The sequence below is a fragment of the Ruegeria sp. AG7 genome, from assembly GCF_056541545.1.
In genome coordinates this window covers 90,337-105,131 of the sequence record NZ_JBQFYP010000005.1, presented here as the reverse complement: position 1 = coordinate 105,131, position 14,795 = coordinate 90,337, and the positions used below count along the sequence as shown (strand labels likewise).

At 58.5% G+C, this 14,795-nt stretch carries 17 protein-coding genes; 4 read left to right on the top strand and 13 right to left on the bottom strand.

Annotation, left to right across the window (positions count from 1 at the left end; translation table 11 throughout):
* Position 1: 1 nt before the first annotated feature.
* The 5 genes from ACR0BF_RS08560 to ACR0BF_RS08540 are packed head-to-tail and all read right to left on the bottom strand — an operon-like array spanning position 2 to position 4,659.
* Positions 2–517 carry a GNAT family N-acetyltransferase gene (locus ACR0BF_RS08560; RefSeq protein ID WP_480624686.1) on the bottom strand — a complete coding sequence of 172 codons (516 nt, stop codon included), beginning with the start codon at positions 515–517 and terminating at the stop codon, positions 2–4.
* Positions 514–2,583: a molybdopterin-binding protein gene (locus tag ACR0BF_RS08555; RefSeq protein ID WP_480624685.1), complete on the bottom strand. Its 2,070-nt coding sequence runs from the start codon at positions 2,581–2,583 to the stop codon at positions 514–516. Before ACR0BF_RS08555 ends, ACR0BF_RS08560 begins: the two co-directional genes overlap by 4 nt.
* A complete protein-coding gene (mobB, locus tag ACR0BF_RS08550) occupies positions 2,580–3,071 on the bottom strand; it encodes a molybdopterin-guanine dinucleotide biosynthesis protein B (RefSeq protein ID WP_480554233.1) in 492 nt (163 codons plus the stop codon). The genes ACR0BF_RS08555 and mobB overlap by 4 nt, the downstream gene beginning before the upstream one ends.
* Positions 3,068–3,724 carry a molybdenum cofactor guanylyltransferase MobA gene (mobA, locus tag ACR0BF_RS08545; protein ID WP_480475013.1) on the bottom strand — a complete coding sequence of 219 codons (657 nt, stop codon included), beginning with the start codon at positions 3,722–3,724 and terminating at the stop codon, positions 3,068–3,070. The genes mobB and mobA overlap by 4 nt, the downstream gene beginning before the upstream one ends.
* The gene (locus ACR0BF_RS08540; RefSeq protein ID WP_480624684.1) at positions 3,721–4,659 is read right to left on the bottom strand and encodes a formate dehydrogenase accessory sulfurtransferase FdhD; all 939 of its coding nucleotides are present in this window, start codon (positions 4,657–4,659) and stop codon (positions 3,721–3,723) included. Before ACR0BF_RS08540 ends, mobA begins: the two co-directional genes overlap by 4 nt.
* On the opposite strand from ACR0BF_RS08540, the gene ACR0BF_RS08535 reads away from it, so the two are divergent.
* The gene (locus ACR0BF_RS08535; protein ID WP_480494338.1) at positions 4,658–5,368 is read left to right on the top strand and encodes an AzlC family ABC transporter permease; all 711 of its coding nucleotides are present in this window, start codon (positions 4,658–4,660) and stop codon (positions 5,366–5,368) included. The genes ACR0BF_RS08540 and ACR0BF_RS08535 overlap by 2 nt on opposite strands.
* Positions 5,365–5,697, top strand: a complete 333-nt coding sequence (locus ACR0BF_RS08530; protein ID WP_209506607.1) for an AzlD domain-containing protein — start codon at positions 5,365–5,367, stop codon at positions 5,695–5,697. Before ACR0BF_RS08535 ends, ACR0BF_RS08530 begins: the two co-directional genes overlap by 4 nt.
* Here ACR0BF_RS08530 and ACR0BF_RS08525 read toward each other — a convergent pair.
* The 7 genes from ACR0BF_RS08525 to ACR0BF_RS08495 all read right to left on the bottom strand — a co-directional run bounded on the left by ACR0BF_RS08525 (position 5,686) and on the right by ACR0BF_RS08495 (position 12,190).
* Positions 5,686–6,318: a hypothetical protein gene (locus ACR0BF_RS08525; protein WP_480624683.1), complete on the bottom strand. Its 633-nt coding sequence runs from the start codon at positions 6,316–6,318 to the stop codon at positions 5,686–5,688. The genes ACR0BF_RS08530 and ACR0BF_RS08525 overlap by 12 nt on opposite strands.
* 17 nt (positions 6,319–6,335) lie before the next feature.
* Positions 6,336–6,470 carry an aa3-type cytochrome c oxidase subunit IV gene (locus ACR0BF_RS08520; RefSeq protein ID WP_267364539.1) on the bottom strand — a complete coding sequence of 45 codons (135 nt, stop codon included), beginning with the start codon at positions 6,468–6,470 and terminating at the stop codon, positions 6,336–6,338.
* Between the two features lie 89 nt (positions 6,471–6,559).
* Positions 6,560–7,099, bottom strand: a complete 540-nt coding sequence (locus ACR0BF_RS08515) for a hypothetical protein (RefSeq protein WP_480483080.1) — start codon at positions 7,097–7,099, stop codon at positions 6,560–6,562.
* On the bottom strand, positions 7,086–8,927 hold the full coding sequence (locus ACR0BF_RS08510) for a glycerophosphodiester phosphodiesterase (RefSeq protein ID WP_480624682.1): 1,842 nt from the start codon (positions 8,925–8,927) through the stop codon (positions 7,086–7,088). The genes ACR0BF_RS08515 and ACR0BF_RS08510 overlap by 14 nt, the downstream gene beginning before the upstream one ends.
* A 56-nt stretch (positions 8,928–8,983) precedes the next feature.
* A complete protein-coding gene (locus ACR0BF_RS08505; RefSeq protein ID WP_480475001.1) occupies positions 8,984–9,436 on the bottom strand; it encodes a DUF6173 family protein in 453 nt (150 codons plus the stop codon).
* Positions 9,437–9,440: 4 nt separating this feature from the next.
* The gene (locus ACR0BF_RS08500; RefSeq protein ID WP_480604692.1) at positions 9,441–10,487 is read right to left on the bottom strand and encodes an MBL fold metallo-hydrolase; all 1,047 of its coding nucleotides are present in this window, start codon (positions 10,485–10,487) and stop codon (positions 9,441–9,443) included.
* Positions 10,487–12,190, bottom strand: coding sequence for an acyl-CoA dehydrogenase family protein (locus ACR0BF_RS08495; protein WP_480624681.1), 1,704 nt, complete (start codon positions 12,188–12,190; stop codon positions 10,487–10,489). Before ACR0BF_RS08495 ends, ACR0BF_RS08500 begins: the two co-directional genes overlap by 1 nt.
* A 138-nt stretch (positions 12,191–12,328) precedes the next feature.
* Between ACR0BF_RS08495 and ACR0BF_RS08490 the strand changes: the two genes are divergently transcribed.
* On the top strand, positions 12,329–13,279 hold the full coding sequence (locus ACR0BF_RS08490; protein WP_480624680.1) for an L-threonylcarbamoyladenylate synthase: 951 nt from the start codon (positions 12,329–12,331) through the stop codon (positions 13,277–13,279).
* Here ACR0BF_RS08490 and ACR0BF_RS08485 read toward each other — a convergent pair whose 3' ends face one another.
* On the bottom strand, positions 13,280–13,834 hold the full coding sequence (locus ACR0BF_RS08485) for a YqgE/AlgH family protein (RefSeq protein WP_480474992.1): 555 nt from the start codon (positions 13,832–13,834) through the stop codon (positions 13,280–13,282).
* Between the two features lie 157 nt (positions 13,835–13,991).
* Between ACR0BF_RS08485 and ACR0BF_RS08480 the strand changes: the two genes are divergently transcribed.
* Complete coding sequence (locus tag ACR0BF_RS08480) at positions 13,992–14,792, top strand: protein-disulfide reductase DsbD domain-containing protein (RefSeq protein ID WP_480624679.1); 801 nt, start codon at positions 13,992–13,994, stop codon at positions 14,790–14,792.
* The last annotated feature ends 3 nt before the right edge of the window (positions 14,793–14,795 follow it).

The window sequence follows — 14,795 nt, the reverse complement described above, 5'->3', positions numbered from 1 at the left end:
CTTAACCCACAGGCCGAAATCCTTCGCGCTCATATAAAGCGCGGGCGCGGGGGTTTGTGTCGATAACGTCAAGCTGAACGACTGACATGTTTTGTTTCCGCGCCTCACGCTTAACGGCATCCAGCAAGGCCGTACCAACACCTTTGCCACGCGAGCCCGCGGCCACAAATATGCCATCCATCTGAAACACGCCGGGTTTCAGTTCGCGCTCCAAAATGCTGAGGATGAGGGCGCGCCAAATGGCCCCAAACCAGCCATAGACCTTTGCTAGGTCTGACATTCTGCCTCCGGCCAATGCACCATCGCGTGTCTTGAAACCTGCAAGCCCCAAAACCCGGTCTTCCTTGTCCCGTGCAACCAGCGCATAATCCGGGTTCAACGAAGTTTCGAAGAAAGCCAGCCCCTTTTCATCCGGGCCCATGACTTTATTCAGTTTCGCCGAAAATGCCTGCCAGAACAGGGTCGCCACCAGTGGGCGTTCAGCATCAGAAAAACCGCGTGAGACCGTGATTTTCACAATCCGAAACTTCCATACGGTATGAAGCGAACCATATCCCCGGGTTGGATGTGCCGAGCTCCATCTTCAATTTCGACCAGCCCTTCGGCCCAGCTGAGCCCGCTGATCCTGCCCGATCCTTCTGACTTGAAGACTTCAACCCGGCCTTCCCGTATGCGCGCGCGCAGGTATTCGCGGCGGCCCGGTTTCTTGCGCTTTTCAAAGGCCGCGGGAACTTCGAACCCTTGCGGTTCGATCCAGCCTTCGCCAGACATCAGGCCCAGCGCCGGTCGCGCAAAGATCAAGGTGCAGACCAAGGCGGCAACGGGATTGCCGGGCAGTCCAAAGACAGGGGTTCCGGACCACAACCCCAAAGCCAGAGGGCGACCGGGTTTCAAGGCGATCCTCCAGTGTTGCATCGCCCCCGCCTGGCGCAGCAAGGCAGACACGTGGTCTTCGTCACCAGCAGATGCGCCACCACTCGTCAGTATCACTTCTGCCTGTTCCGCAGCCTGATCCAGCCGTTCCCGCAGGGCGTCCCGATCATCTGAAACACGCCCCATATCCACAGGTACAAACCCCAGCCTTTCGACCAGAGACAACAGCATCGGGCGGTTGGCGTCGAATATCTGTCCCGGTCCGGCGCGTTCTCCGGCGTCGACCAGTTCATCACCGGTCGATACCACGGCGACACGCAGCGGCTTGCGCACATTCACCTCGGCAATGCCCAAAGCGGTGAGCAGCGCAAGATCAGCCGGTGTCAATCGGCGTCCTTTAGGCAGGGCCAGATCGCCTGCGGCCACATCCTCGCCCGCTTGCCTGGTATTTGCCCCCTTTTTCAGCGGGCCGTGGAATGCGATATGCCCGTCTTTAACTGTGACATCCTCTTCCAGAATAACCGTATCCACCCCGTCAGGCAGCGCGGCACCCGTCAGAACGCGCACTGCCTGACCCGCGGGAACATCACCGTCGAACGGGATACCGGCTGCAGCACGCCCATCGACCAGCGGCAGGACCTGTGGCCCATCTGAAACCGGACCAGCGAACCCAAACCCATCCACGGCTGTATTCGGCTGCGGCGGGTTGGAACGTTGGGCTGTCACATCTTCTGCCAGAATGCGCCCACTCGCCGTATTCAGCGCGACCACCTCGACCGAGGTAATCGGATGCAACCTGTCGCGCAAATAGGCCAAGGCGTCATCAACGGGCGTCCACTCCACACCCGCTGGCAGTGCAAAACAATCGTTGCGCAATGGTGGCGGGGCTATGTTCGGCTTTTTCTGAGTCACACCCAATATCCAGCCTTCCTCTGCCGCTGAAACATCTAATTGCGCTTTCAACTCCTGCTCTGTCAAACGCGACAGAGTCAAGGCGACCTGTTCGACCTGCCAAGCATCCTTGATCCGCCCGTCCGGTGGCGCACCCAAGGTGAGCGACGGCCAGATTTCCACAAAGGCAACGGGTCTATCCAACGGCTCGAACGGCCAGACCGCGACTTGTCCGGCAAAGCGATGGCGGAGCCTGCTCAGAACTGGAAGCCCCATCATCACCTGCCCACCGACCGCGCCTGCACCCGCCATCTGCCAGCAGGTGAAACTGCCTTTTGCCAAGGCTTCAACCGCACGACGGTCGGAAAACGGATTGGAATAGCCCGTCTTAGTTCGCGGCAAACCATCAATGTCACGCCCGAGGCCATTCATCCAAAATGGGCCTCTTCCTCCGAATTGTCGATTGATCCGGCCTGCCAAGTCGAAACGATTGTTTGTTTTCGGACCGTCCTCGACATGCTGTTCGAACCAATCCCACAAGACCAAGGGGTCATCCGTTCCGGTCATCGCGCGGGCAAAACCCTTCGGGTATCCAAAAGGGAAGTCAAACCCCAGAAATAGGCGCCGGCCTGCTTTCAGTTCGGTGTGGATCAGGGCACCCAGCCACGCCTCGGCAAGCGCCCGGTTGCCTAGGTATTCAGGTCCCTGTGCCCGCCCTTCACGCGCAATACAGACCCAGATCGCGTCTTTGCGCGGTGTTGGTCCGGTGTCATTTCCACCAGACCAGTCCACCATGGCAAAGGTCTGGAACAGGGTCACAAACCGACCTCATCCAATATGAAGTCCGCGATCCTGACTGTATCATTCAAGTCGAAAACCGGGCAATCCAGTTCCAGCGCCGTGTCGCTGGCAACGGCTCGAACGGTATCGTTTTCAATCGCGATCAAAGGGTTTCCCGCCTCGGCGCGAAACGCCTCGATCTTTGGGTGGCCTTCCCGCTTGAAGCCTTCGACCAGCACCAGATCAACCGGAGAAAGCCGCGCCAGCAATTCGGCCAAAGTTGGCTCGGGCGCACCGCGCAGCTCTTGCATCAAGGCGACGCGCTGCCCCGACGCAAGCAACACCTCGCTGGCACCAGCAACGCGGTGACGATGACTGTCCGTGCCCGGCTGGTCCACATTGACGCCGTGATGCGCATGTTTGACAGTTGAGACGGTAAAACCCCGCCCCGTGATCTCGGCCACCAGCCGTTCCATCAGCCCGGTTTTGCCTGCGTTTTTCCAGCCAGTGACACCGTAGACTCTCATACCTGCTCCAACAGTGTCCGGGCGCGGTCCAAATCGTCAGGTGTATTGACGTTGAAGAACGGATCAAACGGGTCAGCCTGGAACATAGCCTCGCGTCCGTCATGTTTATCAGTCCACAGCACGACCTTGCGCAACCCGTCCGTCAGAGCCGCCCGCAGATCATCGCGCAGAGCCACAGGCCAGAGCCCAAAGGTCGGGTGCCGGTTGACCCGCCTGCCCCCTCCGGATTTCAGCGCTTCGTCGCCCGTTCGCGGAGTAGTGGCCAAGACCAGAGGATGCACCTGCCCCTCTGCCGCCTCTTGCAGGCGCGCCACCAAATCACGCGGGAAGAACGGTGTATCTGCGGCAGCCGTTACGATACTGTCGGCCCCCTGATCTGCCGCCCAGTCGAGCCCCGCCAGAACACCGGCCAAAGGGCCAGCGAAGCCTTCAATCGTGTCAGGCAGAACGGGTAGCGTCAAATCGCTGAAACGCTTGGGGTCACCATTTGCGTTCAGGGCCAAACCATCGACTTGAGGAGACAGCCGATCAACCACATGGGACAGCAGGCTCCGCCCGCCAATCTGCAATAAACCTTTGTCACCACCACCCATCCGGGTGGCCTGCCCGCCTGCGAGGATGACGCCGAGAGGTTTTCTGTTTTCATCACTCATTGGCTACTCTTCCGCCGGTGTTTCCTGTCTTCGGCCACAACCGTCGACGGGTCCACATCGCGAACCAACCGTTCCTCACCGGAAAGACAAACAAAGCGCTGTCCGCGCATCCGGCCGATCAGCGTAAGGCCGACCTCACGCGCGATCTCGACACCCCAGGCGGTAAAGCCGGAACGGGACGCCAACACAGGAATACCCATCATCGCCGTTTTGATCACCATCTCGGATGTCAGGCGACCGGTGGTATAGAGGATCTTGTCCTCTGCCGTCGCCCCCTCGGACAGCATCCAGCCTGCGATCTTGTCGACGGCATTATGGCGACCCACGTCTTCCATATAAACCAGCGGACGGTTTTCGCGGCACAATACAGTCCCATGAATTGCCCCGGCCTCAAGATAAAGCGACGGGGTGCGATTGATCTTGGCAGCCAGTTCGTAAAGCCACGAGGTACGCACCTGCACTTGCGGCAGCTGAACGCCCTCAAGACCCTCCATCATGTCCCCGAACACCGTTCCCACAGCGCAGCCACTGGTGCGCGTCTTTTTCTTCAGCTTGTCCTCGTACGAAGTCGCGCGTGCGGTGCGGACAACAACGGCTTCAAGATCATCGTCGTAATCGACACGGGTAATCTCATCATCAGCCAGCAACATGCCCTGATTTCGCAGAAAACCCAGCGCCAGGTATTCGGGATAGTCGCCAATGGTCATCGCCGTCACAATTTCCTGCGCGTTGAGGAAGATCGTCAGTGGGCGCTCTTCGACTACTGAAATCTGGCTGACCTCGCCATTCTGGTCCACGCCCTCGACCGCACGGGTCAGGCGGGCCGCGCCCGGATCAGGAGCGATTACATAGTCTGACACGTCGGTTTCGGTGACCAATTGCAACCCCTCCACAAGACCGATACTGCTGCTGGCGTCACCATAGGATTTAGCCATGGCCTCTGCCACATCCAAGTCATACTTCTGGAAAGGTTTTCGCGACGGCACGCCGTTTGTCTTCGTGGCTGTGCCTTTTGGCCTGTTGTTTGGTGTCTTCGCGACAGAAGCCGGGTTGAATATCGTGCAGACCATTGCCTTCTCCGTCACCGTTTTTGCTGGCGCGGCGCAGTTCACAGCTCTGCAACTTCTGCAGGATGAAACGCCTACAATCATCGTTTTGATTTCGGCGCTGGCAGTGAACCTGCGGGTTGCGATGTATTCCGCATCGCTGACGCCGTTCTTGGGTGCCGCCCCCTTGTGGCAAAGAGCATGTGCGGCTTACCTGATCGTGGATCAGTCTTACGCCTGTTCAATCGCGCAGTTCGAAAAAGAGCCTGATCTAACGATCCCCCAGCGAATGGCCTATTTCCTGGGTTCGGTCACTCCGATCACACCGCTGTGGGTTCTGGGAACCTGTCTGGGTGCCGTGCTGGGCGCTCAGATCCCAGAGAGTTGGGCGCTGGACTTTGCCCTGCCGATCACCTTTCTGGCGATGATCGGACCAATGATGCGTACGCTGGCCCATGTCATCGCCGCCCTGGTCGCCATTGTCGTTGCCCTGCTGACCGTGAGTGTGCCGTTCAATCTGGGCCTGCTGATCGCAGGCGCGGCAGGGATGATGGCCGGCGCGCAGGCGGAATTGATGCTAAAGCGGAACACGCCATGAACCAGATCGATCAGACAACAATATGGATCATCATCGTGGGTCTTGCGGTGGGCAGCTATGCTTTGCGCTTTACCTTTATCGGTCTCGTCGGTGATCGCCCAATGCCGCCCTGGTTGTTACGTCACCTTCGATATACAGCCGTGGCCATCCTGCCCGCACTGATCGCGCCGCTGGTGGTTTGGCCTGCGGCCACCGAAGGACAACCGGATATACCCCGTATGTCGGCCGCAGCGGTTGCATTGTCTGTGGGCATTCTAACCAAGAACGTGCTGGCGGCCATTTTTACCGGGGCGGCAACACTTTACACATTGCTGTATCTAGTTGGATGAAGCCGCGTCCAGCTGGTTCAGCCGCGCATTGTTGAACGCCAGTCCCTTTTGCAGGTCCGCGTCGTCGTTTTCACGGTATTCCGCCGTTTGAACACCTTGCAACGCTCCAAACTGATCCGACAGTTTGACCGGATAGAATGTAGTCGTGATCTGTTCGAACCCCGGAACCTGCTGCAACAGTTGCGAAGTAGAGTTCGCACAGAAAGCACCAGCCACCGGGCCCATCTGCTTGGCCAGTTGCAATGCGATTTCGGCCTGCTGCGGAGAGACCTCGATCGTCTGGATGCGCGCATAATGTGTTTCGCGGGCGTGGCTGCTGCGATACGCACGTTCGACATTCGGAGTGATTCCGTACAGCACGTCGTTCCTGATCGGTACAACATCCGCCCGGAACGATCCTGCCGGGTCGAAAATAACCCGCTCCCTGCCACTGATCATCAGCGACGTATGCGCACCCGAACCGGTCCGGGTGCTGATCATCGTGTACAAGGTCAGGGTCGATGGCCCCGGATCGCGATAGGAGCGGGACGTGATTTCAGTCTGATCCGCTTGCGGGCGCTGTGATGCAGCGCAACCAGCCAACGTTGCGGCCACAAGGCACGCAGTCAATATCCTGAGCAAAGCCGCCCCCGAGTTGCTTACGAGGCGAAAACTGCCAGGAACAGGCACAACAAGGCGATTGCAACCACACACCAGGTGGTGGCTTTGATGAAACCGTTGAAAGTTTTGGTTTGAACATCGATGTTCATTTCGCCGTGCTTGTATTCAGCCATGAGTCTCAGAATCCCAATTCGCGTGTTTGACTTGTTGGATAATGGAAAACAAAACGCCTGTCACCACGTCATTCGCGCGCAGGGCGCGCTTACTTGAGGACCGAGCATCCGGGATAACCGAACCCCCATCGCCAGGGCAGGCCGCTGCACGGCCCGCCACCGAAACGAACCGCCCCATACATGGCATCCGCGGTGATCGCGTGAATGGTGCGGATCTGGTCAGGTTCCATATCATAGCGATCCGCGTATTCGTCGGCATACAGATCTCCATGCGCCTTAACACAGGCATGCAGGGCATCATCCGCCGCCAAACGCGCGTCATAGCTTTCCTCGGCCGAATCCGCGCCGCCGGCATTGTGATATGCCCGGTCGTGGATCACACAACAGTTTTCCCAAGGCGGATGTTCTTCAAAAAGCTCGCCAACCTGCGGGAACTGCTTTGCCACCCAGCGCCAGCTTGCGGACAACCCACCCGAACACCCGTCTGTTTCGAATGGTTGCAGCTCGGCGCTTTCGCTCTGGTCCATCAAGGCGCGATGGGCAGGCATTTCGAACCGGCGCATCAAGTCCTGTGCCAAGGCGGCGTGCGGAATAACGAGCAACAGCAGCGAAAGATTAAGGGCTTTCATCGCGCATCGCCTTGGTGTCGACCTGCAATCCGAAAGTCGTGGCCAACCACAACATCAGCCGCTCTGCTGGTCCCATTTCGGCACGCACGCGCAGAACCTCATTGGCCATGGCCGGGCGGTCGGTGATCAGACCATCAACGCCCATAGACGCCATTTTGGACATTTGCAGCGGATCGTTCACTGTCCAGACATAGATATCCTTACCGGCATCGTGAACCTTTCGGATCAGGCCCGGAGTTGCCATCCCTGCATTGATTGCGACAAACTCGCCCTCCAACCCCGACAGATCACCAATGGCTGTGGCCGCCAATACACCCGAACGCCAGTCCGGGCGCAGTTTCTTCATCTTTTGGACGGCCGGATATTTCAACGACATGGTGGCGACCTCGTCCTGCATCTCCAACTCTTCCACCAGATTGATCACCCGGTTTTCCAGATCGATATCATGGCCATAGTATTTCAGTTCGATAAGAACCCTGGACTTGCCTTTGGCCGCCTCCAGCACATCACGCAGAGTTGGCGTTCGTTCCGAGGCGTATTCCGGATCAAACCAGCTGCCGATGTCGATATCTGCCACATCCGCCATCGTTGCATCCCAGACCTTCAGGTTAACACCCGCCAGCTTCATGAAATCGCTGTCATGGGCCACGATGATCACATCATCCGCAGATTCCTGAACGTCGATTTCAACCCAATCCGCGCCGTCCTCGATGGCTTTCAGAACCGAGGCCATCGTGTTTTCCGGCCGCAAGGCCGCTGCACCCCGGTGGCCAATGACCTCGGCATGATCCGGGGCCTGCACACGTTCCAGCAGACTTTGACCTGACCAAAGGCCAATAACCAACGCGGCAAGGGATGCGCCCACTGTCACAAATACAGGCGCCCGAATTTTCCGGGGTTCTGGGTGGGCGATCTTTTTTGCGTCAATATCGAAAAACCCGTCCAACAAGACGGCCAACGCGCCCAGCGCCGTTGCCGCCAGAACCAGCCCCGCCAATGACCACAGCCCTGCGACGACAAAACTGAAGGTCAGGGCCAGCTTGAGGTTGCTGCCGTCCTGCACGGGTACGAAAGTAAACAAAAGGCTGGCCACTGCGGCAATCAAAGCGGCGATGACAAGGCGCATCCCCAGCCAAAGGGCAAGTTCGATCTTCAACCGCCCGCGCCTGCCTTCGATCTTCTGCGCACTTTGGGCAAACGCCGTTCGGGGCGCAGTTCGTTCGAAAAGGACCAAATGCAGGGCCAGCGCCCAGGCGGACAGGCGACGGATCAAAAGCCACGCCAGTACAAGAACAACCACTCCGATCAGAAGAACCGCCACCTTGAAGGCGGGGGGTCGGAAGGTCAGGTAATAGTTGATGTCGTATTCAGTCAGCGTCCACCACGCGATCAGGCCAGCGACAGCCACGAATGGCAGGGCAAGCAACAGGACACGCAGGATGAAACGCACGGCAAATCCGAACAACGCCGGGAAACGGGACAGGATCAACGCGAGCGCCGCACTGCCAGCGCGCCAGGGATCTTGTTCGCCCATACGCAGCGACCCGGCCATGACCGAGAACACAAAGACCTCGGCCAGCAGAAACAGGCTCAGAACTACAACAGACGAGATAAACCCGACCGGAGACAGCAGGAACATGGCAATGTCCTGATCCGTCAAGGCCGTCTGGTCAGACAGAGAGACTGCCAGATTGACCGTCAGTGCCACCCCTGGCGCAATCAGCGCAACAAGCAGTAATCGCACAGCGATATAAATTGGCACAAAAACCCGACGCCGGGCCCAAGCCCCCGCGTAGGCATGTGTTACGGCATGGAAATATCTGTTCACGCGGTCGCCTCCGAACTGATTCATTCATTCAAAGGCGCGCAAACGTGAATTGCAAGTCAGCTGTCTTTCAGGTCCGCAGCCAGGCGGAACCCGATGCGGTTGGCTGGCTTGTCTTCAACCGATTTGGGAAGCGCACGCAACATCACGTTCAACTGGCTGACATGTTGCACCAGTTGCGTGCGGGCTCCGGTCCCGTCGGACCCGTAAAAGGTTATCATGTCGGGGTCGAAATAACCCATCCCCTCGATCCGCATCACGCCTGCATCGCCGCCAGTGAAACCCATGGCGACCTCATGATCGCCGTCCAATGTCTGTTCGAAATTCTGGATATACAGGATTAGCCGCTCGTAGGCCCATTGTGCGGGGCTTTTGCTGGCCACCGGTTTTTTCAGCGTCTCTGGCAGTTTTTTGGTTCCGGATTCGGCTTTCGGATCGGCGTGCACCTCGTAACATCTTGGCAACGCTGCGGCTTCTGCGGCCTCGGCCGAGGTTTCGATCTGGTCCTGCATTCGTCTACCCTTTGCGCTGATACAGCCATGCCCCATCCGCGCGTTGCGTCCGGGTTACTGCACCAATGTGGTAGAGGTGATTTACATGTGCAACCGCCTCAACCAGCGCAAGGCCATACTCACCCTCTTGGATTGTACGTTTGAACAGCGGCATAAAGCAGTCAGCGGCAGATTTGGGCTGATCCAGATGATCCAGCAACCGTTCCAGCGCGCCATGGTGGTTGTCAATCAACTGCTTCATGCGCAACGGCAGACCGGTGAAGGGCAATTTGTGCCCGCCTAAAACCAGATGATCGGGACGGGCGAGTACCTGAAGCCTCTCACAGGCCTCCATCCATCCTGACACCGGATCTGCCATGGGTTCGGTCGCATAGACACCCAGATTGGGACTGATTGAACTGAGGATCTGATCACCGCTGAGTACCAGATTGTCATCGCGGCTCCAGAAGGTGGCGTGTTCCGGCGCATGGCCATTGCCCATATGAACGTCCCAGTCACGTCCACCCATACGGATCACGTCACCCTGCTTGATCCCGGTAAAACCCAGCGGCATGGGATAGACCGTGTCGGCAAAATTAAAGGGCCGGTCCGCCATCCGTTTGTTCAGAACATCGGATGCCATCCCCGCACTGCGATAGAATTCCAGCGTTTCTTGCGGCCAGGTTTCCTGCACATCCAGCGTCAGCATCCGCGCAAACAGCCACGAGGTGCGGCTTGTCACCAGCTCGGCGCCGTGTTCCGTCTGAAACCATCCGGCATTGCCAACATGGTCGGGATGATGGTGAGTCACCACCACCCTCCTGATCGGCTTGCCTGCAAGTGGCCCGGCCATCAACGCTTCCAAGATGCGCCGCGTCTTGTTCGAGGACAGCCCCGTATCGATCACGGTCCAGCTGTCGCCATCGTCCAGAGCGTAGATGTTTACATGGTCCAGCGCCATCGGCAGGGGCAGGCGCATCCAGAGAACACCTTGGGCAATCTCGGTGGCCGCGCCCTGCGCGGGCGGTTCAGCCCACGGATATCTGATCCCCAAGACGTGATCCCCATCCATCAGGCCGCAAACTCGTCCGTGCTCAGCGCGAAAAGGTCATCCGCCCCGTTCTGCGCCCGCGCCAAAAGGCCCGAATGTTCGGGCAACAGGGTGTTGATATAATATCGCGCCAGTTTCGCCCGCGGTCCCTCTGGGTCGGCAAGGGCTGCGGTCAGGTGATAATGCCCGCCCAGCACCCGGGCAAAAGCCTGCAAATAAGCAACGGCGCCTGCAAAGCGGTTATTCAAATCATCCTGTGCCACCAGCCATTCTGTCGCCTCGCGCAGTGTTTCGGTGGCTTCCCAGACCGGACCCGCCAGATCAGGCAGCGTTGCACGGGCGCGTTCGGCCTGGTCTTCGATCTCATCCAGCAGGTTCGAAGCAGCCTCGCCCCCGTCCATCATCTTCCGCGCAACAAGGTCCATCGCCTGAATACCGTTGGTGCCCTCGTAGATCGCGGTGACACGCGCATCGCGATAGAACTGTGCCGCGCCGGTTTCCTCAATATACCCCATGCCACCATGCACCTGGACCCCGGTTTCAGCCACACGCATCCCGGTCTGAGTACCAAACGCCTTGCTGATCGGCGTCAACAGCGCGGCCCGCGCAGCCCAATCGGCGTCACCAGTGGCCTCTGCCATATCGATCGCAACCGCATTGGCCAACAGGATCGCGCGCGCGGCATAAACATCAGCACGCATATCCAAAAGCATGCGGCGCACATCCGCATGATCGATGATCGTCTCGGACGGCGTTTTGCCTTGTTTCCGTTCCAGGGCATAGGCCAACGCATGCTGGTATGCACCTTCGGCCACGCCCACGCCCTGTCCGCCCACACCAAGACGCGCATTGTTCATCATGGTAAACATGGCAGCCATACCGCCATGTTCGGCACCCACCAGCCAGCCTTTGGCTCTGTCATATTGCATCACGCAGGTGGGCGATCCGTGCAAACCCATCTTGTGTTCCAGCGAAACCACTTTTAGATCATTGGCCGCGCCCGGGTCACCATTTGCGTCAGGCAGGAATTTAGGGACAAGGAACAATGAAATCCCTTTGGTGCCGGGCACCCCATCGGGAAGGCGAGCCAGTACCAGATGGCAGACATTCTCGGTAAAATCGGTATCGCCCCACGAGATGAATATCTTTTGACCGGTGATCGAATATGTCCCGTCACCGTTCGGCTCAGCCTTCGCAGACAGCGCGCCAACATCCGATCCGGCCTGAGCTTCGGTCAGGTTCATGGTGCCCGACCATTCCCCCGTCATCATCTTAGGCAGATACAGCGCTTTCAATTCGTCGCTGGCGTGATGCTCCAACGCCTCAATCTGGCCCTGAGACATAAGCGGCGCAAGTTGAAGCGACAGGCAAGCAGCACTCATCATCTCGTTGACCGCCGTGGTGATGGTCATAGGCAGCCCCATCCCCCCGTATTCAGGATTGCCACTGATCCCGATCCAGCCACCTTCGGCAATTGCCTTCCAACCGTCTGCATATCCCGGAGAAGTTCGCAGCACGCCATTTTCAAGTCGTGCAGGTTCCAGATCACCGGGGCGCTGCAGAGGGGCCATCACCTCTTCGCACATTTTTCCAGCTTCGGTCAGGATCGCATTGACCACATCCCCGCTGGCATCAACAAATTTATCCGTCGCAGCGACCTGGTCGAACCCGACCACATGGTCCAGCAGGAACTGGTAATCTGAAATTGGGGTGCGATAGGGCATGATCACTCTCGAAGGCTAACAATTCAGAACATATCGGCAGGCTTGGAATTGTGGGCAAGCGCCGGTAAGCGTATGAGCTTGGATCAATTACCTACTGTCCCTTATGTTTCAAGCAACCAAAACGCGGCGTCACCAGTTATGATCTCAACCGGCACTCAGGAATTGACGGCGGATCCCGGCGGTATCGCGCGGGCTGCAGATATGTTGCGACAGGGCCTTCTGGTCGCCTTCCCGACCGAGACGGTCTATGGCCTGGGCGGCGATGCACGCAACGGGCAGGCGGTGGCGTCGATCTACGAGGCCAAGGGGCGGCCCAGTTTCAATCCCCTGATCGCACATGTCGCATCGGTCGCCGCGGCGCAACGGTATGTGCTATGGTCAAATCAGGCCGAGCATCTGGCGCAGGCCTTTTGGCCCGGTCCGCTTACCTTGGTTTTGCCCTTGCGCGAAGGGCACGGGATTTCTTCGCTAGTGACGGCAGGTTTGGACACGCTGGCCGTGCGCGTTCCGGCACATCCGACAGCGCACGCGCTGCTGGCCGAATTTGATGGCCCGGTTGCTGCGCCATCTGCAAACCCGTCGGGTCAGATCAGTCCGACCAAGGCAAGTCATGTCTGGTCAGGTCTTGGCGGCAAGATCGCGGCTGTTCTGGATGACGGGCCGTGCGGTGTCGGGCTTGAATCCACCATCATCGGTCTGGCTGGGGAACCCGCGCTTTTGCGTCCAGGTGGCATCGCGCTGGAGCAAATCGAAGAGACGCTGAAAACACACCTACATCTGCATCAATCCGGTGACCTTCTGACCGCCCCCGGCCAGTTGCAATCGCATTATGCGCCGGATGCTCCGGTCCGTTTGAATGCCGAAACCCGTCAGGGTGACGAGGTGTTGCTGGGATTTGGACAGGTTGAGTGCGACCTGAACTTGTCCGCCATTGGCGACCTGACCGAAGCGGCGGCAAATCTGTTTGCGTTTCTGCATCAACTGAACGAAACCGGGCGACCGATTGCCGTTTCTCCGATCCCAGGCACGGCATTGGGGGCGGCAATCAATGACCGGCTGCGGCGCGCTGCAGCACCTCGCGACAGCTGATCAGGCCCGCCCTGCGCTGGCAGAAAGGGTTAGCGGGTCCACGCCCAAAGTAGCCAACGCTGCCTCCCATTTCGCATCATCGGGCACATCGAAAACAAGCTTGGGTGTCGCGTCGGTGGTCAGCCAACCGTTCATGGCAATTTCATCCTCAAGCTGACCGGGCCCCCAGCCGGAATAACCCAGCGCCAGCATCGAGTTCAGCGGCCCGCTGCCTGACGCCAAATCCTCGAGCACATCAAGTGTCGCCGTCATGCTGAAGTCCTCAGAAATCTGCATTGAATGCAGGTTGGCCTCGTAATCGGCGCTGTGAAGGACAAAGCCGCGCGACATCTCGACCGGCCCACCGAAATGCACAAGGCGCTCTCCGACAATCGGAATACGGCAGGCGATGTTCAGTTGACCCAGCAAGGTCTTTATCCGCAGGTCCGAGGGCTTGTTCACAATCAAACCCATGGCTCCATCGTCGCCGTGGCTGCACACATACACCACCGAATGGTCGAATCGCGGATCCCCCATACCGGGCATCGCAATCAACAGTTTTCCGGTCAGGTCCATGGGCCGCCATCTCTTTCTCAGAACACCTCAACAATGGCCCCGCAGCATGTCTATTGGCAAGAGAACAACGGGTATTTTGACGGATTTCATCCCAGTGAACAGAACGTGACTTGGAATCTGGGCCAACGCCGCGCATTTAAGAGGGATGAAGATGTCGATGAAACACACTGCTGTCGCCGCACTTGCTTGCCTGCATCTGTCCGCCCCGGTTGCCGCACAGGGCCTGGATGGTGTCGTTCAGCTGGATGTTCTGGATGGTGGCCGGACTGCAAACGGCACTTATCTTACCGCCTTAAAGCTGACGCTCGAGGATGGTTGGAAAACCTACTGGCGCGCGCCGGGAGACGCTGGCATCCCGCCGGAAATCAACTGGAAACGGTCAAGCAATGTCGGGCGGGTTGAGATCACATGGCCTGCCCCCGATGTCTTTGATCAAAACGGGTTGCAGTCGATCGGTTACAAGAACCAACTGGTCCTTCCTATTGAGATTACGCCGCGCAACCCTGCCAAGCCGGTCCGATTGCAGGGCGAAATGGATCTGGGCGTCTGCAAAGACGTTTGTATTCCGGAACGTCTGGGCTTTGACCACACGCTCGACGCCAATGCCGGGCGCCATCCCGCGATTGCCGCGGCACTGGCGCAACGTCCCTATTCCGCGCAGGAAGCTCGCGTGTCCAGTGCCACGTGTCGTCTGACGCCAACGAAAGATGGTATGCGTATCGAAGCACGAGTGACCATGCCATCGGCAGGTGGTCATGAAGTTGCTGTGATCGAACCCGGCAATCCCACCCTCTGGGCTTCGCAGCCGGTTGCGCAACGGCAGGGCGATACGTTGGTGGCCGAGGCCGAGATTATCAATGCATCGGGTACACCCTTTGCGCTGGATCGGTCTGAAATCCGGATTACAGTTCTGGGCGCCAATCACGCAGTTGATATTCAGGGTTGCAGCGCAGGCTGAATT

Bases quoted from the DNA above. Each gene is read 5' to 3' on its own strand.
- ACR0BF_RS08495 (WP_480624681.1), bottom strand. From the start codon at position 12,190: ATGCCCTATCGCACCCCAATTTCAGATTACCAGTTCCTGCTGGACCAT.
- ACR0BF_RS08480 (WP_480624679.1), top strand. From the start codon at position 13,992: ATGAAACACACTGCTGTCGCCGCACTTGCTTGCCTGCATCTGTCCGCC.
- ACR0BF_RS08490 (WP_480624680.1), top strand. From the start codon at position 12,329: ATGATCTCAACCGGCACTCAGGAATTGACGGCGGATCCCGGCGGTATC.
- ACR0BF_RS08500 (WP_480604692.1), bottom strand. From the start codon at position 10,487: ATGGATGGGGATCACGTCTTGGGGATCAGATATCCGTGGGCTGAACCG.
- ACR0BF_RS08505 (WP_480475001.1), bottom strand. From the start codon at position 9,436: ATGCAGGACCAGATCGAAACCTCGGCCGAGGCCGCAGAAGCCGCAGCG.
- mobA (WP_480475013.1), bottom strand. From the start codon at position 3,724: ATGAGTGATGAAAACAGAAAACCTCTCGGCGTCATCCTCGCAGGCGGG.
- mobB (WP_480554233.1), bottom strand. From the start codon at position 3,071: ATGAGAGTCTACGGTGTCACTGGCTGGAAAAACGCAGGCAAAACCGGG.
- ACR0BF_RS08535 (WP_480494338.1), top strand. From the start codon at position 4,658: ATGGCCTCTGCCACATCCAAGTCATACTTCTGGAAAGGTTTTCGCGAC.
- ACR0BF_RS08485 (WP_480474992.1), bottom strand. From the start codon at position 13,834: ATGGACCTGACCGGAAAACTGTTGATTGCGATGCCCGGTATGGGGGAT.
- ACR0BF_RS08530 (WP_209506607.1), top strand. From the start codon at position 5,365: ATGAACCAGATCGATCAGACAACAATATGGATCATCATCGTGGGTCTT.
- ACR0BF_RS08520 (WP_267364539.1), bottom strand. From the start codon at position 6,470: ATGGCTGAATACAAGCACGGCGAAATGAACATCGATGTTCAAACCAAA.
- ACR0BF_RS08540 (WP_480624684.1), bottom strand. From the start codon at position 4,659: ATGGCTAAATCCTATGGTGACGCCAGCAGCAGTATCGGTCTTGTGGAG.
- ACR0BF_RS08515 (WP_480483080.1), bottom strand. From the start codon at position 7,099: ATGAAAGCCCTTAATCTTTCGCTGCTGTTGCTCGTTATTCCGCACGCC.